The organism is Nocardioides faecalis, from assembly GCF_018388425.1.
GTDB lineage: Bacteria > Actinomycetota > Actinomycetes > Propionibacteriales > Nocardioidaceae > Nocardioides > Nocardioides faecalis.
Window position 1 is genome coordinate 2824071 of sequence record NZ_CP074406.1, and the last position, 16932, is coordinate 2841002.

At 72.5% G+C, this 16932-nt stretch carries 19 protein-coding genes and 1 tRNA gene; 6 read left to right on the forward strand and 14 right to left on the reverse strand.

From position 1 onward, the window contains the following. Window positions 1–19: 19 nt before the first annotated feature. From KG111_RS13170 to KG111_RS13190, 5 genes are read right to left on the reverse strand one after another with little or no spacing between them, the layout of a single operon-like run. Window positions 20–268 carry a DUF3618 domain-containing protein gene (locus KG111_RS13170; protein WP_205292077.1) on the reverse strand — a complete coding sequence of 83 codons (249 nt, stop codon included), beginning with the start codon at window positions 266–268 and terminating at the stop codon, window positions 20–22. Beyond that, a complete protein-coding gene (locus KG111_RS13175; RefSeq protein ID WP_205292078.1) occupies window positions 265–1035 on the reverse strand; it encodes an energy-coupling factor ABC transporter ATP-binding protein in 771 nt (256 codons plus the stop codon). Before KG111_RS13175 ends, KG111_RS13170 begins: the two co-directional genes overlap by 4 nt. Further along, window positions 1032–1769: a cobalt ECF transporter T component CbiQ gene (gene cbiQ / locus KG111_RS13180; protein WP_205292079.1), complete on the reverse strand. Its 738-nt coding sequence runs from the start codon at window positions 1767–1769 to the stop codon at window positions 1032–1034. Before cbiQ ends, KG111_RS13175 begins: the two co-directional genes overlap by 4 nt. 46 nt (window positions 1770–1815) lie before the next feature. Continuing rightward, a complete protein-coding gene (locus tag KG111_RS13185; protein WP_205292080.1) occupies window positions 1816–2196 on the reverse strand; it encodes a PDGLE domain-containing protein in 381 nt (126 codons plus the stop codon). Further along, window positions 2193–2879 (reverse strand): energy-coupling factor ABC transporter permease, encoded by a 687-nt coding sequence (locus KG111_RS13190; protein ID WP_205292081.1) that lies wholly within the window; start codon window positions 2877–2879, stop codon window positions 2193–2195. Before KG111_RS13190 ends, KG111_RS13185 begins: the two co-directional genes overlap by 4 nt. A gap of 114 nt (window positions 2880–2993) precedes the next feature. On the opposite strand from KG111_RS13190, the gene bcp reads away from it, so the two are divergent. The 3 genes from bcp (at window position 2994) to KG111_RS13205 (ending at window position 4975) form a co-directional block, all read left to right on the forward strand. Further along, on the forward strand, window positions 2994–3521 hold the full coding sequence (gene bcp / locus KG111_RS13195) for a thioredoxin-dependent thiol peroxidase (protein ID WP_205292082.1): 528 nt from the start codon (window positions 2994–2996) through the stop codon (window positions 3519–3521). Next, window positions 3521–4843, forward strand: a complete 1323-nt coding sequence (locus KG111_RS13200; RefSeq protein WP_205292083.1) for a hypothetical protein — start codon at window positions 3521–3523, stop codon at window positions 4841–4843. Before bcp ends, KG111_RS13200 begins: the two co-directional genes overlap by 1 nt. Before the next feature lie 56 nt (window positions 4844–4899). Beyond that, window positions 4900–4975, forward strand: a tRNA-Leu gene (locus tag KG111_RS13205). A 25-nt stretch (window positions 4976–5000) separates the two neighbouring features. Here the strand turns inward: KG111_RS13205 and rdgB are convergent. The 6 genes from rdgB to murI all read right to left on the reverse strand — a co-directional run bounded on the left by rdgB (window position 5001) and on the right by murI (window position 9886). Then, window positions 5001–5645 carry an RdgB/HAM1 family non-canonical purine NTP pyrophosphatase gene (rdgB, locus tag KG111_RS13210; RefSeq protein WP_205292084.1) on the reverse strand — a complete coding sequence of 215 codons (645 nt, stop codon included), beginning with the start codon at window positions 5643–5645 and terminating at the stop codon, window positions 5001–5003. Then, entirely contained in the window at window positions 5642–6352 is a 711-nt protein-coding gene (gene rph / locus KG111_RS13215) for a ribonuclease PH (RefSeq protein ID WP_205292085.1), read from the reverse strand. The genes rdgB and rph overlap by 4 nt, the downstream gene beginning before the upstream one ends. 43 nt (window positions 6353–6395) lie before the next feature. Continuing rightward, window positions 6396–7259 carry an ABC transporter permease gene (locus tag KG111_RS13220; RefSeq protein ID WP_205292086.1) on the reverse strand — a complete coding sequence of 288 codons (864 nt, stop codon included), beginning with the start codon at window positions 7257–7259 and terminating at the stop codon, window positions 6396–6398. After that, window positions 7256–8173, reverse strand: a complete 918-nt coding sequence (locus KG111_RS13225) for an ABC transporter ATP-binding protein (protein WP_205292087.1) — start codon at window positions 8171–8173, stop codon at window positions 7256–7258. Before KG111_RS13225 ends, KG111_RS13220 begins: the two co-directional genes overlap by 4 nt. 106 nt (window positions 8174–8279) lie before the next feature. Beyond that, entirely contained in the window at window positions 8280–9059 is a 780-nt protein-coding gene (locus KG111_RS13230; RefSeq protein WP_249666130.1) for an MBL fold metallo-hydrolase, read from the reverse strand. After that, window positions 9056–9886, reverse strand: a complete 831-nt coding sequence (murI, locus tag KG111_RS13235) for a glutamate racemase (protein WP_249666131.1) — start codon at window positions 9884–9886, stop codon at window positions 9056–9058. Before murI ends, KG111_RS13230 begins: the two co-directional genes overlap by 4 nt. Window positions 9887–9962: 76 nt before the next feature. On the opposite strand from murI, the gene KG111_RS13240 reads away from it, so the two are divergent. Further along, complete coding sequence (locus tag KG111_RS13240) at window positions 9963–11051, forward strand: alkaline phosphatase family protein (protein WP_205292089.1); 1089 nt, start codon at window positions 9963–9965, stop codon at window positions 11049–11051. On the opposite strand, the gene KG111_RS13245 is transcribed toward KG111_RS13240, so the two are convergent. From KG111_RS13245 to KG111_RS13255, 3 genes are all read right to left on the reverse strand, one after another. Then, entirely contained in the window at window positions 11035–13113 is a 2079-nt protein-coding gene (locus KG111_RS13245; RefSeq protein WP_205292090.1) for an acyltransferase family protein, read from the reverse strand. The genes KG111_RS13240 and KG111_RS13245 overlap by 17 nt on opposite strands. An 85-nt stretch (window positions 13114–13198) precedes the next feature. After that, a complete protein-coding gene (locus KG111_RS13250) occupies window positions 13199–14128 on the reverse strand; it encodes a DUF3152 domain-containing protein (RefSeq protein WP_205292091.1) in 930 nt (309 codons plus the stop codon). Continuing rightward, entirely contained in the window at window positions 14125–15090 is a 966-nt protein-coding gene (locus KG111_RS13255; protein WP_205292092.1) for a PLP-dependent cysteine synthase family protein, read from the reverse strand. Before KG111_RS13255 ends, KG111_RS13250 begins: the two co-directional genes overlap by 4 nt. Before the next feature lie 89 nt (window positions 15091–15179). On the opposite strand from KG111_RS13255, the gene KG111_RS13260 reads away from it, so the two are divergent. Both KG111_RS13260 and KG111_RS13265 read left to right on the forward strand, forming a co-directional pair. Continuing rightward, window positions 15180–16172: an ABC transporter ATP-binding protein gene (locus tag KG111_RS13260; RefSeq protein ID WP_205292093.1), complete on the forward strand. Its 993-nt coding sequence runs from the start codon at window positions 15180–15182 to the stop codon at window positions 16170–16172. Continuing rightward, complete coding sequence (locus KG111_RS13265; protein WP_249666132.1) at window positions 16169–16924, forward strand: ABC transporter permease; 756 nt, start codon at window positions 16169–16171, stop codon at window positions 16922–16924. The genes KG111_RS13260 and KG111_RS13265 overlap by 4 nt, the downstream gene beginning before the upstream one ends. Window positions 16925–16932 lie beyond the last annotated feature (8 nt).

The window sequence follows — 16932 nt, forward strand, 5'->3', positions numbered from 1 at the left end:
TTGTCGGACACGCCGGGACCTAGTTCGTGATCTTGCGCAGCACGATCCCCAGGGCGACCACGCCGAGAACCCCACCGACGGTCTTGAGGATGTTGTCGGTGCGCGGCTCCCCGGTCTCGGGGTCGACGTAGTACGCCTTCACCTGGGCGATCTCACGACTGATGATCGTCTTGGGGTGCGAGCGGTAGAGGAGCTGGTCGATCGTGCCGGCCAGGCGCTCGCGCGCCTCTTCGATCTCGCGCTCGATGTCAGAGGGCTGGTTGCTCACCGGGGCAGGCTATCAATCGGCACCGAACGAGGGTCGAAGCCCCACGGAAGCACGAGACGATGGGCACTCATCAGGGCGTCGTCGGTGAGCACGTCGTACGTCCGGCCGTCGGCGACCACGCGCCCGGCGCTGAGCACGACCGAGCGCGGGCACAGCTCGAGCGCGTACGGCAGGTCGTGGGTGACCATCAGCACCGTCACGTCGAGGCCGCGCAGGATGTCGGCCAGCTCGCGGCGCGAGGCCGGGTCCAGGTTCGAGCTCGGCTCGTCGAGAACCAGGATCTCCGGCTCCATCGCCAGCACGGTGGCGACCGCGACCCGGCGACGCTGACCGAAGGAGAGGTGGTGCGGCGGCCGGTCGGCGAAGTCGGCCATCCCGACCTGCTCCAGGGCGTCCATGACCCGGCGCTCCAGCGCGGCGCCCTTGATCCCCAGGTTCGCGGGACCGAAGCCGACGTCGGCACGCACCGAACCCATGAACAGCTGGTCGTCGGGGTCCTGGAACACGATCCCGACCCGCCGCCGGATCTCGAGGAGGTTCTTCTTGTGCATCGCCAAGCCGCTGACGCTCACGCTGCCCGCACCGTCACCGGACTCCGCCGACAGGATGCCGTTGAGGTGCAGCACCAGGGTCGTCTTGCCGGCGCCGTTGGGGCCGAGCAGCGCCACCCGCTCACCGGCGTGCACGTGCAGGTCCACCCCGAACAGCGCCTGGTGGCCGTCGGGGTAGGCGAAGGAGAGGCCGTCGACCTCGAGCACCGGGGTCATCGCGCGACCGCGTCGTGCTCGCGGTCCGCCGGCGCCGAGAGCCCGTCGAGCCCGTCGGGCAACCGGCCGTCGTACCCGCGCGACAGCATCGCCAGGTGCACCCGCTCACCCCTCTCGTAGGACCGCACGAACAGGGCCCCCAACGTACGCGCCAGCGCCGGCCAGTGCCGGGGCGAGGCGGGGTCGACCCCGCGCGAGCGCATCGCGGTCACCATCCGGCCGAGGTCGGCGGCCACGACGTCGAGGTAGCGGACCATGAACGACATGATCTGCACCAGCAGCGCGGGGAACCGCAGCCGCTCCAGCCCGCGCAGCACCGCGCTGGGCTCGGTGGTCGCGGCCAGCGTGAGCGAGGCGAGCACCCCCAGGGTGCCCTTGACGGCCAGCCCCCAGGCCGCGACGAGTCCGGACTCCGAGAGGCTCAGCTCGGCCCCGAGCACCAGCGGTACGTCGACCCGCGGGCCCTCCGCGACGAAGGGGACGAGCGCGGCGAAGACGAGGAAAGGCACCTCGAGCACCATCCGCGGGAGCAGGTAGCGCAGCGGCACCCGGGCCAGGGCGATGACGCCGAGCAGCACCAGCAGGTAGCCGACGTAGGGCAGGTAGGTCTCGCGCGGTGTGGCCACGACGGTCAGCACGAACCCGAGCAGGGCAAGGATCTTCAGGTGCGCCGGAGCGCGGTGGACGACCGAGTGACCGTGGTAGTGCAACCGGTGTCCGTGCCCCGCGCCCATGCCCGCCCTCTCCCGACCCTCTCCCGACCCTCGCCTGGACCCGCGGTCAGTCCGCGTCGGCGGAGGCTGCGTCGGTGGAGGCTGCGTCGGTGGACGCCGGGGGCTCCGCGGACGCCACATCGTCCGCGGAGCCGCCACGGCGTCGGAGGACCCAGAAGAGCCCTCCCCCGATCAGCAGGGTCAGCACCACGCCGGCGACGCCGGCGATGCCCCCGCTGAGTCGGCCGTTCTCGACGCCGGCGGTGCCGTAGTCCTCGAAGGGACTGCCGATCGTCACCGGCTCCTCGTCGGCGGAGTCGATGAAACCGGTCTTCTCCGCGACGTACTCCAGGCCGTCGGGGTGGCTGCTGGCGTAGTAGCTGGCGACCCCCGCGACGAGCAGCACGACGAGGAGGCTGACCACCCAGAACCGGCGCGAGGTGCTCATGCCGCCACCTCGCCAGTGACGAGGGGGCGCCGGGCGGTGAGCCCTCGCGCGCCGTAGACCAGGTCGGGCCGGGAGGTGAGGACGGCGCTGACCACCAGGCCGGTGACGACGGCCTCGCCGATGCCGATCACCAGGTGCCAGCCCAGCATCGCGGCGAGAACCTTGCCGAAGGCCACGTCGGCGGTGCCGCCGACGGCGAACAGCAGGGTGAAGACGACGGCGGTGGCCGGCACCGAGACCAGCGCCCCCAGCGCCGCGGCCGGCGGGACGGAGCTGCGCCGGCGCGGCAGCACCAGCAGCGTGAGCCGGAAGGCGCCGTAGCCGACGAACGTGCCGACGAGGGCCATCAGGGTGATGTTGGTGCCGAGCGCCGTGAGGCCGCCGTCGGCCATGAAGAGCGCCTGCACCAGGAGCACCACGCTGATGCACAGCGCGCCGGTCCATGGCCCGACGAGCACCGCGGCCAGCGCGCCGCCCATCAGGTGCCCGCTGGTGCCGGCACCGACCGGGAAGTTGATCATCTGGCCGGCGAAGACGAAGGCCGCCACCAGCCCTGCCATCGGCGCGGTCCGGTCGTCCAGCTCGGCTCGCGCGCGGCGCAGCGCCACGCCCACCCCCACCGCGGCCACGGCGCCGGTCACCACCGACGTGGGTGCGTCGAAGAATCCGTCGGGCACGTGCATGCTGCACTCCCTTGTTCGGAGGAATGACCCATGAGGTAGTTAGATGGTCACGAACCTTGACCACCTTATTGCATGTTGCTTGCAACAGCATCACCTGCTCAGGAGCTGGACGTCATGCCCGACCCGATCCGCCTGTCCGTCGGAGACGTGGCCCCCGACTTCACCCTGCCCTCGGACACCGGCGAGGAGGTCTCGCTCGCCGGCCTGCTCGGCGAGGGCCGCAAGGTGATCGTGTACTTCTACCCCGCCGCGATGACGCCGGGCTGCACCAAGCAGGCCTGCGACTTCTCCGACTCGCTCGACTCGCTGCAGACGGGCGGGTACACCGTTGTCGGCATCTCCAAGGACACCCCGGCCAAGCTGGCCAAGTTCCGCGAGCGCGACGGCCTCGGCATCACGCTGCTCTCGGACCCCGACCTCGCCGTGCACGAGGCGTACGGCGCCTACGGCGAGAAGAAGCTCTACGGCAAGCTCGTGCAGGGCGTCATCCGCTCCACCTTCGTCGTCGGCACCGACGGCCGGGTCGAGCTGGCCCAGTACAACGTCAAGGCGACCGGACACGTCTCCAAGCTGCACCGCGACCTCGGCCTCGACGTCCCGGCGCTGCGCTCGGCGGCCGGCGCCGGCGGGAAGGACGCCTGATGACGCTGCACGGCGCGCTGGCGGACCTCGCCCGCGACCACGGCGAGGCCCTCTTCCGGGACGCGAACGCGTTCCGGGGCTCGCTCGACGACTACCTCGACGAGGGCCAGGCCTCCAGCGGCACCATCAACCTGCTCACCGACGCGGTCCGCCTCGGCGCGCTCGACAGCATGCTCGCCATGCTCGACTCCGGTGCGAACGCCGCCGACGCGGTGGACTCCGCCGGCCAGCGCCTGGCCCGCGACCGCGGCAGCGCCGACGTCCGCGGCTGCCAGTGGGCGGTCGCGGTCCTCGGCTTCGCCCTGGGCCGGGTGCCCGAGAGCCTGGTCACCGGCCTCGACCCGGAGGCCGGCACCACCGCTCCCCCGCAGCACGGCCCCGCCGGGACCTCGCCCACCGCTGCGCCGACGACCTCCCCGACGTCGCCGCCGCAGCCGCCGATCGTCTCCCCCGGCACGCCGCCGCCCGGCCCCGGCCCGTCCTCGGGCCAGCCCGGCTACGGCCAGCCCGGCTACGGCCAGCCCGGCTACGCGAGCTACCCGGGCCCCTCCGCCCAGTCCGGCCAGCACGGCGGCAGCCAGGGCGAGTACGGCGCTCCCACGGCGTCGTACGGGACGGGCGGCTGGTCGCAGCAGCCGCCGGCGAAGAAGTCGAACACCGCCCTGATCGCGATCGCCGCGGTGATCGGCGTCCTGATCGTCGCGCTGGTGGCGGTCGGGATCGTCCTCGCCACCGGCGGGGACGACGACAAGAAGGCCGGTGGCGACCCCACGACCTCGCAGGGAACGGACGGCACCGACACCCCGACGACCCCCGACGCGTCGGAGACCTCCGAGGTGCCCGACATCGGCGGTCCCACGATCGAGGGCCTGGGCTACACGGTGCAGGTGCCGAAGGGCTGGACCGACGGCACCGAGCCGTTCCGGGCGGACAACCCGGGCCTGACCACCCTGGACCGGGTGCTGCTGTGGGGCACGACGTTCAACACCTCGCGCGCCAACGTGATCGTGGAGACGCAGTCGTCGTACGGCTCCACCGACCCCGAGGACCTCAAGGACGCGTGGAAGCGGGCACTGGTCGCCTCCGACCCCACCGCCACGATCCGCGACATCCCCGACGCCTCCATCGGCGGTCAGCCCGCGAAGGGCGTGGAGATCGAGCGCACCAACGACGCCGGCGTCGCGGTGTCGCAGCGCTCGTTCCTGGTGATCAGCGGCGACAAGGGCTACTCGATCACGGTCTCGCTGAAGAAGGGCGACGACAAGGTGTTCGACGAGTTCGACAAGATCCTCAGCACCTGGCGCTGGGACGAGGAGAGCTGAGCAGCCCGTCCCTGGCACCATGTCCCCCGGTGGCCGCGCGCCGCGCAGCCACCTCCGCGCCCGTAGCCCAATGGCAGAGGCAGCAGGTTTAGGTCCTGTTCAGTGCGAGTTCGAATCCCGCCGGGCGCACCACGTCGAGCCGTGAGGCCCGCATTCCTCAGTCGGACAGCAGCCGGGCGAGCAGCGGCGCCAGCTGGCGCAGGGCATGCCCGCGGTGCGAGATGGCGTCCTTCTCCTCGCGGCTCAGCTCCGCGGTGGTGAGGTCCGGGCGCTCGTCGGCGGCGAACAGCACGTCGTAGCCGAAGCCGCCGCTGCCGCGCACCTCGCGGATCACCCGGCCGGTCATCCGGCCCTCGACGACGATCTCGCGGCCGTCGGGGTGGGCGACCGCGACCGCACACACGAAGTGCGCCGTACGACGCTCGTCGGGCACGTCGCCCAGCTGCGCCAGCAGCAGGGCGTTGTTCCGCTCGTCGGTGCTGCGCGCGTCGCCCGCCACGGCCGGTCCGGACCAGCGTGCCGACAGCACGCCGGGCATCCCGTTGAGCGCGTCGACGCACAGGCCGGAGTCATCGGCGATGCTGACCAGGCCGGTGGCGGCGACCCCGGCGCGGGCCTTGAGCAGCGCGTTGCCCTCGAAGGTGGGCTGGTCCTCCACCGGCTCGTCGTACGGCGCGACGTCGTCGAGCCCGAGCACCTGCACCGCAGCGAGCTCGCTCTGGCCGACGAGGATGCGGCGCAGCTCGTCGAGCTTCTTGGCGTTGCGCGAGGCCAGGAAGACCTGCGCCGCGGGGGTGCTCATCCCTCGGCGAGCGCCTGCTGCTGCAGGCGGGTGAGGTCGGCGCAGCCCTTCTCCGCCAGGGCCAGCAGCGCGTCTAGCTCGGCGCGGTCGAAGGCCGCGCCCTCGGCGGTGCCCTGCACCTCGACGAACTTGCCGTCGCCGGTCATCACGACGTTCATGTCGGTCTCGGCGCGCACGTCCTCGACGTAGGGCAGGTCCAGGCGCGGGACGCCGTCGACGATCCCGACGCTGACCGCGGCCACCGAGCCCGACAGCGCACCCGGCACGCCCAGCTTGGCGCAGGCGTCGGCGAGGGCGACGTACGCGCCGGTGATGGCGGCGGTGCGGGTGCCGCCGTCGGCCTGGAGCACGTCGCAGTCGATCTGGATGGTGTTCTCCCCCAGCGCCTTGTCGTCGATCACCGCGCGCAGGGACCGGCCGACGAGTCGGCTGATCTCGTGCGTGCGGCCGCCGATGCGGCCCTTCACGGACTCGCGGTCCGAGCGGGTGTTGGTCGCAGCGGGGAGCATCGCGTACTCGGCGGTGACCCAGCCGAGGCCGGAGCCCTTGCGCCAGCGCGGCACGCCCTCGGACGCCGAGGCGGCGCACAGCACGCGGGTGCGGCCGAACTCGACCAGCACCGACCCCGCGGGGTGGTCCAGCCAGTTGCGGGTGATCTTGATCGGGCGCAGCTCGTCGTCGGCGCGGCCGTCCTCGCGGGTGCTCATGGCCCCCGACCCTAGCGGCCGCTGCCGACGCGACGACGTGCGGCTACTTCACCTCGGCGCGCAGGATGCGCAGGAGGCCCAGGCCGAGCGGAAGACCGATCCAGACCACGGCCGAGACGATCAGCTTGCCCCACTCCTCGCCGCTGTCGAGGGTGCCCTCGGTCAGCGGGCCGATCGCGATCTGCAGGTTGATCCACTCCAGCGCGTCGCCGACGCCCTCGCGGATCATGCCGATGGCGCCCAGCACGACCGGCAGCAGGTACCAGTAGAGGAAGAACAGCACGATCGCCGCCGGGGTGTTGAGCAGCAGGCAGGCGAACGCGAAGCCGATCGTCATGGTGATCGCCTGGCCGAGCCCGAAGGCGAGGAACTCGCCGAGGTCGAACTGCCAGTAGGTCTGGTCGGGCTGGACCAGCTCGCACACAGTGGTGAGCACGAGCGCGATCGCCAGCATCGCGACCAGGGTGGCGACGACGTAGACCATCGCGGCGACGAACTTGGCACCGATGACCCGCGAGCGGCGCGGCTCGAGCGCGAACGTGACCATCGCGCTGCGCTGGCTCCACTCGCCGGTCACCAACATGATCGCCAGCACCGGCAGCAGCAGGGACGTGATGCCGCCGGCGATGAAGGCGAAGTCCTCGAAGAGGATGCTCTCCTCGTAGACGAGGGTGAGGACGAAGACGAAGCCCTCCACCAGCGCCACCAGGATGCCGATGGCGGCCAGCAGCCAGAAGCCGGCGCGGGTGTCGTAGGACTTGCGCAGCTCGACGAGCAGCAGCCGCCAGAACGGCACACGCGGGGTGTCCAGCACGCTGCGCAGGTCGACTCCGCTGGCGGCCGGGGCGGGCTGGTGCGTCGCAGGCTGGGACGGCGGGGGCGGCGGGGGCAGGTGGCCGGTGCTCATGCGGGGACTCCTGTCGGGACGGCGTCGCGCTGGGTGGCGGAGGTGAGGTCGAGGAACAGGTCCTCCAGGCCCTGGCCGCCGTCGCGCAGGTCGGTGAGGACGACCTTCGCCTCGAGGGCGATCCGGCCGACCTGCTCGGTGCTTGCCGCGACGCGCATGCCGGTGCCGACGGCCGTGACGGCGTGCCCGGCGGCCTGCAGCGCGGAGGCAAGTGCCGCGTTGTCCATCGAGGTGACCAGCGCACTGGCGGCCCGGCCCTGACGCGACAGCAGGGTCTGCCGGTCGCCCTGGGCCACGATGCGGCCGTGACCGATGAGGATCATCTCGTCGGCCACCTGCTCCACCTCGTGCAGCAGGTGGCTGGAGAGCAGCACGGTGCCGCCGCGGTCGGCGTAGCCCTTGAGCAGGCCGCGCATCCAGCGGATGCCGGCCGGGTCCAGGCCGTTGGCCGGCTCGTCGAGGATGAGGACCGACGGGTCGCCGAGCAGGGCGTGCGCGATGCCCAGGCGCTGCTTCATGCCGAGGGAGTAGTTGCGCAGCCGGCGCTTGGCCTCGGTCTCGCTCAGGCCGACGAGGGCGAGCATCTCGTCCACGCGCGAGGCCGGCAGGCCCATCGTGCGGGCACCGAGGCTGAGGATCTCGCGCCCGGTGCGGCCGGCGTGCTGCGCGGAGGCGTCGAGCAGGACGCCCACGTGACGACCCGGGTTGGGGATGTCGTGGTAGCGGACGCCGCCGATGGTGACCTGGCCGTGGGTGGCAGGCGTCAGGCCGACCATCACCCGCATCGTGGTGGACTTCCCGGCCCCGTTCGGGCCGAGGAAGCCGGTGACCCGTCCGGGCTGGCATACGAAGCTCACGTCATCCACGGCGGTGAACGCGCCGTAGGAGACCGTGAGACGGTCGACGGTGATCATGGCCATACTCTGCCCGATCGACGCCCCCGGCTGGTGGGCGCCCCGCCGAGGTCCGGCGATCGTTGCGCGCTACGGCGGGCAGGTCCGATCAGCTCGGATCAGGTGGTCAGAGCGGGTAGACCGCACCGCAGGAGGCCAGGTCCGTCGGGCCGTCGAAGGCGGCGACGGCCTCGGCGAGGATCTCCTTCGCGTCGTGCCACGGCGGGACGTGGGTGACCACGAGCCGCTTGACGCGGCCGCGGGTCGCGACCTCGCCCGCCTCGGTGCCGGTGAGGTGCAGGTCCGGGGGGTTGTCGTCGCAGGAGCGGAACGACGCCTCGCACAAGAACAGGTCGGCGTCGGCGCAGATCGCGTCGAGCACCGCGGTGGGACCGGTGTCGCCGCTGTAGGCGATGGTGCGCCCCAGCACGCTGACCCGCAGGCCGTACGCCTGCACCGGGTGCGGGACCGCGAACGGCTCCACGGTGAACGGACCGACGGTGACCGGGTCCCGGTAGGACCGGAACGCGAACTCCTCGCGCATCCCCGGCTTGCGGGGCAGGTCGTAGGCCTTGGCCAGCCGCTTGGCGGTGCCCTTCGGTCCCCACACCGGCAGCCGCGGCTGCGTGCCCGAGGGGTGGTACTTGCGCAGCACGTAGTAGCTGGTCATGTCCACGCAGTGGTCGGCGTGCAGGTGGCTGAGGAACACCGCATCGAGGGCGAGCGGGTCGACGAAGCGCTGCAGCACCCCGAGCGCGCCGTTGCCCATGTCCAGCGCGATGCTCCAGGTGCGCTCCCCGTCGTCGGCCTGCAGCAGGTAGCAGCTGGCCGGCGAGTCCGGCCCCGGGTAGGAGCCGGAGCAGCCGACCACCGTCAGCCGCACCGACGACTCGCCCGTTGCACTCACGTCAGACCTCCCGCGAACTGTCCTGCGGCCACCAGCTCGGGCCCGAGGAAGCGGCGCCCGATCGTCTCGAACTGCTCGGGCAGGCCGGTCGTGGTGAAGGTGTACGTCGGCTCGCCGGCCCCGCGCATCAGCCCGGTGTCGGCCAGCATCCGGTAGACGTCCTTCGCGCACTCCTCGGCGCTGCTGACCAGGGTCACGTCGTCGCCCATCACGTACGAGATGACGCCGGTGAGCAGCGGGTAGTGCGTGCAGCCCAGGATCAGGGTGTCGATGTCGAGCTCGATCAACGGGTCGAGGTACTCGTGGGCGACCTCGATCAGCTCCTCGCCGCCGGTCACCCCCGCCTCGACGAAGTCGACGAACCGCGGGCAGGCGCGGGTGGTCAGCGCGATCTGCGGGGCGGCGGCGAACGCGTCGTCGTACGCCATCGACTCGGCGGTGGACCGGGTGCAGATGACGCCGATGCGGCCGTTGCGGGTCGCGGCGACCGCGCGCCGGGTGGCGGGGTAGATCACCTCGACCACGGGGACGTCGTAGCGCTCGCGGGCGTCGCGCAGCATCGCGGCGCTGGCGGAGTTGCAGGCGATGACGAGCGCCTTGACGCCCTGGGCGACGAGGTGGTCGAGGCACTCCAGGGCGTACTCGCGGACCTCGCCGATCGGCTTGGGCCCGTACGGCTGCCGGGCCGTGTCACCCACGTAGGTGATCGACTCGTGCGGCAGCTGGTCGATCACCGAGCGGGCGACGGTGAGGCCACCGAAACCGGAGTCGAAGATCCCGATAGGGGCGTCCACGGCCCCATCGCCGCGGTGATCCAGTTGCCGCACGCGACCAGGGTACGGGGTCTCACCGGGCCCGGTGCGCATTCGGGGACCGAGATCACGTCGGGCGTACGCTGCCCGGATGAGCCTGCTCACACGACGTCACCGCCTCACGCGCTCCGCGGCCTGCGCGGCCGTCACCGTGGTCGGGTTGTTGGCCTCGCTGGGACTGACGTCGTGCGCCGACTCCGGCCACGCGCCGGACGAGGGCACCCGACCCGTGCTCGCCCAAGCCGGCCAGCAGACGGCGCGGGTCAACGACCGGCACGTCATCGCGATCTCGGTCGACGGGCTCAACCCCCGCGCGCTGAGCAAGCTCGGCCGCAAGCGGACACCGAACCTGCACGCCCTGGTCTTCGACGAGGGTGCCGGCACGGTCAACGCCCGCACCCAGACCGAGATGACGGTGACGCTGCCCAACCACACGAGCATGGTCACCGGGCGTCGCATCGCCGCCGACAAGGGTGGGCACGGGGTGACGTGGAACAGCGAGTCGGACCACCGCTCGGTGCACCAGGCCGCCGGCGAGGACGTCGGCTCGGTCTTCCGGCAGGTCCACGCCGCCGGCGGCCGGACCGGCGTCTACGCGACGAAGGCCAAGTTCGCGCTCTTCAAGCGCTCCTGGCCGGGCGCGGTGGACCGCAACGTGATCAAGGTGGAGAACAACACGGCCGCGGTGCGGGCACTGCGCTCGGACCTGGCGTCACGCCCGCCCTCGTTCGCCTTCCTGCACCTCGGCAAGCCCGACCAGGCCGGGCACCGCTCCGGTTGGCTCGGCAAGCGCTACCTGAAGGCGGTGCGGACCGTGGACCGGCTGCTCGGCTCGGTGATGCGCCAGGTGCGGAGCACGCCCGCGCTGCGCGGCTCCACCGTGATCGTGCTGACCTCCGACCACGGCGGCCCCAAGGGCGACAAGAACCACTCCGACCGTCGCGACATCCAGAACTACCGGGTGCCGTTCGCCATCTGGGGGGCCGGCGTCGACAACGTCGGTCTCTACCGGCTGAACCCGCAGCGCGCCACGCCCGGTCGTGGCCGGCCCGGCCCCGGTGCGGCGCGGCAGCCGATCCGCAACGGCGATCTCGGCAACGTCAGCCTCAGCCTGCTCGGCCTGCCGCCGATCCCGGGCAGCAAGTGGGGTCGCGGGCAGGACCTCACCTGGCGCCGCTGAGCCCGTCGCCGAGCAGCTCGCCGAGGTCTCCGGCCACCCGTCTGGCCCAGCTGTGCGAGACGTGGTCGTCGTCGAAGTAGACGAACTCTCGCCCGACCACCACCGGGCACCCGCCGTCGTGGCACACCAGGGGGGTGACCGAGACGTAGCGGGCACCGATCTTCTCGGCCGCCCGCTGGGTCAGGACGTTGCTGTCGGTCTCCGGGGTGCCGGAGTCGGCGGCCAGGCAGCTGTCGAGGGTGGCCTCGGGGTCGGTCACGCACGCGCCCGCCTCGACCGGACGTGAGGGCAGGTCGGAGAGCACCAACAGCCGCGGCGCGGTGGCGGACAGCGCCGTGAGGGTCGAGGTGACGGCCGCGGACCACGCCTCCTCCCTCGAGGTTCCCTCGGTCGGCCGGAGCCCGTGGTAGCCGCGCGCCGTGACGACCACCGCCGTCGGGTCGAGGCTCGGCACGGTGGCCCGCGCCCAGGCGCGGAACTCCTCGCACTCGACGTAGTCCTCGCCGCGGAACCGCTGCGGGTAGTCGTACGGCGAGCAGCCGTGCTTGACCATCGGGACCACGGCGAAGCCTTCGGCCTTGCCGAGGACGTCGAAGGCTGGCAGCCACATGCCGGCGTGCGAGTCGCCGATCAGCACGATGGTGCGCGTCGCGTCGGCGTCGCCGAAGCGGCACAGCCGCGCCGAGGTGCCCTCCCACCACGCCTGGCACTTGGTGGGGATGTGCTTGTGCCAGATGTCCTCGGTGAGCCCCTCGACGTCGAGGCCGCCGGGGACCGGCGCCCCGGCGCGGGCGGCTCGCACCGCCGCGCGCAGCGCGACCATCGGGTCCGGGTCCTCCTGGGCGCGCACCAGGTCGGGGTTCTCGCGGGCGAACTCCACCGCCGCCTGCTGCCGGGACTCCAGCTGCGCCTCGGCGAGGGCGATGCTGGCCGAGGCCGCGACCAGCACGACCGCCACGCTCGCCGGCCACAGCGCCAACGCCCGCACCGGCACCCGCTGCAGCCACTGCCAGGTCATGGCCGGGCGCTCGACGAGGTGGTAGCTGAGCATCGACAGCACGAGCACGACGAGCAGCAGGACCGTCGTACGACGCACCTCGGGCCAGGTGCCGAGGGCGGTCGCCGGTCCCAGCACGAGCACGGGCCAGTGCCACAGGTACAGCGAGTAGGAGATGTCGCCGAGGTAGCGCAGCGGCTGGCGCGACAGCAGGCTGCCGACCCAGGTGGCCTGGCTCCCGGCCCCGCCGGCGAGCAGCGCCGCGGCCGAGAGCGTCGGCGCCAACGCGAGCCACCCCGGCAGCGCGCTGTTCGGCCCCACCAGGGCCAGGGACCCGAGGACCCCGGCGAGCCCGGCGACGGCCAGCAGGGTGCTCAGCCAGGGCCGAAGCTCACGCAGGACCGGCACGCTGACGGCCACCAGCGCCCCGATCAGGAGCTCGTAGGCACGGGCCGGTGAGGAGTAGTAGGCCTGCACCGGGCTGTCCGCGGTGTGCCAGACGGCGACGGCGAGCGAACCGGCCGCCAGCAGCGCGACCCACACGGCGGGTCGGGCGCGCCGGGCCAGGAACACGCCGACGACCAGCGGCCACAGCAGGTAGAACTGCTCCTCGACCGCCAGCGACCAGTAGTGGCGGAACGGCGAGAGCGCGTCGCTGGCCCAGTAGTCGGAGTCGGTGGCGGCGAAGCGGACGTTGGCCAGGAACCCGGCGGACCACACCGCGTCCTCCACGTGCAGCCGCAGGGTGCTCAGCGGCTGCAGCCGGTAGCTCGCCGCCAGGGTCACCGCGGTGACCACGGTCGCCACGGGCAGCAGGCGCCGGGCGCGACGGGCGTAGAAGCGCTTGATGCTGATCCGGCCCGAGCGCTCCCGCTCGGCGAGCAGCAGGCCGGTGATCAAGAACCCCGAGATCACGAAGAAGACGTCGACGCCGATCACGCCGCCGCCGAGCCCGGGCACGCCGGCGTGGGCGAGGACGACCAGGAGGACCGCCAGTGCCCGCAGGCCCTGGATGTCCGTGCGCCAGCGCGCGACGGACTGCGCGGCCGCGTCCCCTCTCACCACGCGCGAAACAGTAGGGGCGACGCCGACCGGTGGCCACATCGAGGTCGGGGTGACTCATGCCGCCACCGGTGCGCGGTGGCCGTGCTCAGCGCCGGCGCAGCTCCGCGGGGGTGGGCCACGGGTTGAACCGGCACCCGCCGCGGCCCTTCGACTGCTGCATCATCACCGGCGCGAGCGCACCGGGCGCAGGGCAGGAAGCGTGACCGAACCCGATCCAGTGGCCGGTCTCGTGGTTGACGACCATGTGGCGGTACTCGCGCAGCGAGCGACCGGCCGCGTTCCAGGCGGGCGAGGCGTGCCGCCAGCGGTCCAGGTTGATGATCACGTTGCGGCCCACCCGGCACGACCACTGGGTGCTGCACACCGAGGAGAAGCTCGGCACCAGGCGGGCCTCGACCAGCCACAGGGTGAAGGTGCCGCCACTGCGCACCCGCTGGAATCGCACGCCGCGTGCCCGCCAGCCGCGTGCGTCGTCCAGGGTCGCCTGGGCCTGCCGCTTGAACTGGCGCAGGCCGCCGGGCACCGCTCCCCTGGTGCGGACGCTGTAGGTCACGGTCCGTCGTACCGGGACCGCGTGGGCGATCCGGCCGATCCTGACCACGGTGGTGCGTGGGCGGTGGCCCGGCGCTGCGGCGGTGACCGCCACCGAGATCCGTCGGCCCACGTCGGCGGGAGTGCTGCGGTAACGGCGTTTGTGGGCGCCGGGGATCGGGGTGCCGTCGCGGCGCCACTGGTAGCGCACCGAGGTGGGCGCCGGTCGCCAGGTCCCGGTGCCGACCCGCAGCAGCCGGTCGTACCTGCGCACCCCCGCATACGACGGGGCGCGCACCAGGCGCATCGCCGGCAGCGTCGCCGGAGCCGTCTCATCGACGTCGCCGGCCACCAGCCCCGAGCCGCCGCCCGAGCCGCTGACCGAGCCGCGGTCGGCCACCGCGGGCGCGCCGGGCAGCAGGGCTGCCAGGACCAGCAGCCCGGTGAGCGCGGCGAACGCCGCGAGGAGGCGACGGGGCCTCATGCCCAGAGCTGGCCCTCGAGCCGGTCCTCGGCCTCGTCGACGGTGCCCTCGTAGGCACCGGTGGACAGGTACTTCCAGCCGCCGTCGGCCACGACGAACGCGATGTCGGCGCCCTCGCCGGCCTTCACCGCCTTGGCGGCCTGGCCGAGTGCGGCGTGCAGGATGGCTCCGGTGGAGATGCCGGCGAAGATGCCCTCCTTCTCGAGCATCTCCCGGACCCGGCGCACGGCGTCGCGGGGCCCGACCGAGAACCTGCTGTCGATCAGCTCGGCGTCGTACAGCTCGGGGACGAAGCCCTCGTCGAGGTTGCGCAGGCCGTAGACGAGCTCGCCGTAGCGCGGCTCGGCGGCGACGATGCGCACCTCCGGCTTGGCGCGGCGGAAGAAGCGGCTGACGCCCATCAGGGTGCCGGTGGTGCCGAGGCCGGCGACGAAGTGCGTGATCGAGGGCAGGTCGGCGAGCAGCTCGGGACCGGTGCCCTCCTCGTGCGCGAGGGCGTTGGCGGCGTTGCCGTACTGGTAGAGCATCACCCAGTCGGGGTGCTCGGCGGCGATCTGCTTGGCGACCCGGACAGCCTCGTTGGAGCCGCCGGCGGCCGGGCTGGACACGATCTCCGCGCCCCACATCCGCAGCAGCTGGCGCCGCTCCTCGGAGGTGTTCTCCGGCATCACGAAGACGGTGCGGTAGCCCTTGAGCTTGGCCGCCATCGCGATCGAGATGCCGGTGTTTCCCGAGGTCGGCTCGAGGATCGTGCAACCGGGACGGAGCGTGCCGTCCTTCTCCGCCTCCTCGATCATCCGCAGCGCCGGGCGGTCCTTGATCGAGCCCGTCGGGTTCCGGTCCTCCAGCTTGGCCCAGATCCGCACCTGCGGCGCGCCGTCGCTGTTGAACGGCGCCGACAGTCGGGGCAGGCCGACGAGCGGCGTGTTGCCGACCGACGCGAGCAGGTTGTCGTAGCGCATGGGTCCAGTCTCGCATCCATCGATCGGTTGATGTCGTCGGCCGCCGGTTGCCCGATGTGCGACGGCGATCCGGCCCCGAGACTTCCACCATGAGCCCGAGCACGAGCCCGAGCACGACCCCGAGCACGACCCCGAGCACGCCCGACGACGCCGGCGGCACCACGAGGCGCGCGGCGGTGAGCGTCCGGGGCCTGTGCAAGGCCTATGGGGAGAAGGTCGTCGTCGACGACGTCAGCCTCGACATCGCCGAGGGCGAGGTGTTCGGGATCCTCGGCCCGAACGGCTCGGGCAAGACCACCACCGTGGAGATGATCGCCGGGGTGCGGGTCGGCGACGCCGGCACGGTCCGGGTGCTCGGCCTCGACCCGTGGACCGACCGGCACCAGGTGACGAAGGTGCTCTCGATCCAGCTCCAGGAGAGCAGGCTCCAGGCCAAGATCACGGTGCAGGAGGCGTTCGAGCTCTTCTCCGCCCTGTACGACGACCCGCTGCCCTGGCGCGAGACGGCTGAGCGGCTGGGGCTGGGCGAGCACCTGGCGCGGCGGTTCGGCCAGCTCAGCGGCGGGCAGCAGCAGCGCCTCTCGATCGCCCTGGCGCTCCTCGCCCGCCCTCGGGTGACGATCCTCGACGAGCTCAGCACCGGGTTGGACCCACGTGCGCGGCGCGACGTGTGGCAGATCGTCCGCGACCTGCGCGCCGCCGGGGTCACGGTGCTGCTCGTGACCCACTCCATGGAGGAGGCCCAGGAGCTCTGCGACCGGATCGCGATCATCGACCGCGGACGGGTGCGCGCCCTGGACACCCCTGAGGGGCTGATCCGGGCGGCCGGCGAGGCGACCGTGATGAGCTTCGTGCCGTCGGCTCCCACCGACCTGGAGGAGCTGCGGCTGTTGCCGGGCGTCGTCTCGGTCGAGGTCGCCGAGGGCCAGGTCCTGGTCTCCGGCGGTGAGGATGTCGCCGTGCCAGTGCTGGCCGCGCTCGCCGCGCAGGACGTGCTGCCCCGCCGGCTGCAGGTGCGGACCGGCTCGCTCGACACCGCCTACCTGGACCTGACCGCCCCGAGGCTCGAGGAGCACGCGTGAGCACGATCATCCCCACCCGCGCCACGGCGGTGCTGCGCACCGAGGTGCGCCTGTTCGCGCGCGAGCCGGCCTCGCTGTTCTGGATCCTCGTCTTCCCGACCGCACTGCTGTGCGTCATCGGCGCGATCCCGGACTTCCGCGAGCCCGACCCGGCGCTGGGCGGCCTGCGCACCATCGACCTCTACCTGCCGACCGTGATCCTGCTGTCGATGATCATGGCGTCGTTGATGGCGATGCCTCCGGTGGTCTTCGCCTACCGCGAGAGCGGCGTGCTGCGCCGGCTCGCGACGACGCCAGTGGGACCAGCTGCGGTGCTCGGCGCCCAGGTCCTGGTGCACGCCGTCGCGGTGCTCGTCTCCTCGGTGATGGCACTGGTCGTGGGATGGGCGGTCTTCGACATCGAGCTGCCGGGGTCGCTGCTCGGCTACGCGCTGGCCTACCTGTTGGTGCTCCTCGCGTCGTTCTCGCTCGGAGCGGTCGTCACGGCCCTCTCCCCCAACGGCCGGGTGGGGACGGCGGTCGGCACCATCTTGTTCTTCCCGGCGATGTTCACCGCCGGGGTGTACCTGCCGGTCCGGGCGATGCCGGACGCGCTGCGCGAGGGACTCGGCTACACGCCGCTGACCGCCGCCGCGGAGGCGATGACCGAGACGCTGGAGGGCGGCTTCCCCGGCGGGCAGCAGCTTCTGGTGGTCGCCGTGTGGGCGGCGCTGCTCTCGCTGGTCGCGGTGCGCACCTTCCGCTGGGAGTGAGAGGGTAC

Excerpts from the sequence above, each read along its gene's own strand:
- bcp (WP_205292082.1), top strand. The coding sequence starts at position 2,994 with ATGCCCGACCCGATCCGCCTGTCCGTCGGAGACGTGGCCCCCGACTTC.
- rdgB (WP_205292084.1), bottom strand. The coding sequence starts at position 5,645 with ATGAGCACCCCCGCGGCGCAGGTCTTCCTGGCCTCGCGCAACGCCAAG.
- KG111_RS13200 (WP_205292083.1), top strand. The coding sequence starts at position 3,521 with ATGACGCTGCACGGCGCGCTGGCGGACCTCGCCCGCGACCACGGCGAG.
- KG111_RS13225 (WP_205292087.1), bottom strand. The coding sequence starts at position 8,173 with ATGATCACCGTCGACCGTCTCACGGTCTCCTACGGCGCGTTCACCGCC.
- KG111_RS13240 (WP_205292089.1), top strand. The coding sequence starts at position 9,963 with ATGAGCCTGCTCACACGACGTCACCGCCTCACGCGCTCCGCGGCCTGC.
- cbiQ (WP_205292079.1), bottom strand. The coding sequence starts at position 1,769 with ATGGGCGCGGGGCACGGACACCGGTTGCACTACCACGGTCACTCGGTC.
- KG111_RS13250 (WP_205292091.1), bottom strand. The coding sequence starts at position 14,128 with ATGAGGCCCCGTCGCCTCCTCGCGGCGTTCGCCGCGCTCACCGGGCTG.
- KG111_RS13190 (WP_205292081.1), bottom strand. The coding sequence starts at position 2,879 with ATGCACGTGCCCGACGGATTCTTCGACGCACCCACGTCGGTGGTGACC.
- rph (WP_205292085.1), bottom strand. The coding sequence starts at position 6,352 with ATGAGCACCCGCGAGGACGGCCGCGCCGACGACGAGCTGCGCCCGATC.
- KG111_RS13260 (WP_205292093.1), top strand. The coding sequence starts at position 15,180 with ATGAGCCCGAGCACGAGCCCGAGCACGACCCCGAGCACGACCCCGAGC.
- KG111_RS13255 (WP_205292092.1), bottom strand. The coding sequence starts at position 15,090 with ATGCGCTACGACAACCTGCTCGCGTCGGTCGGCAACACGCCGCTCGTC.
- KG111_RS13175 (WP_205292078.1), bottom strand. The coding sequence starts at position 1,035 with ATGACCCCGGTGCTCGAGGTCGACGGCCTCTCCTTCGCCTACCCCGAC.
- KG111_RS13185 (WP_205292080.1), bottom strand. The coding sequence starts at position 2,196 with ATGAGCACCTCGCGCCGGTTCTGGGTGGTCAGCCTCCTCGTCGTGCTG.
- KG111_RS13220 (WP_205292086.1), bottom strand. The coding sequence starts at position 7,259 with ATGAGCACCGGCCACCTGCCCCCGCCGCCCCCGCCGTCCCAGCCTGCG.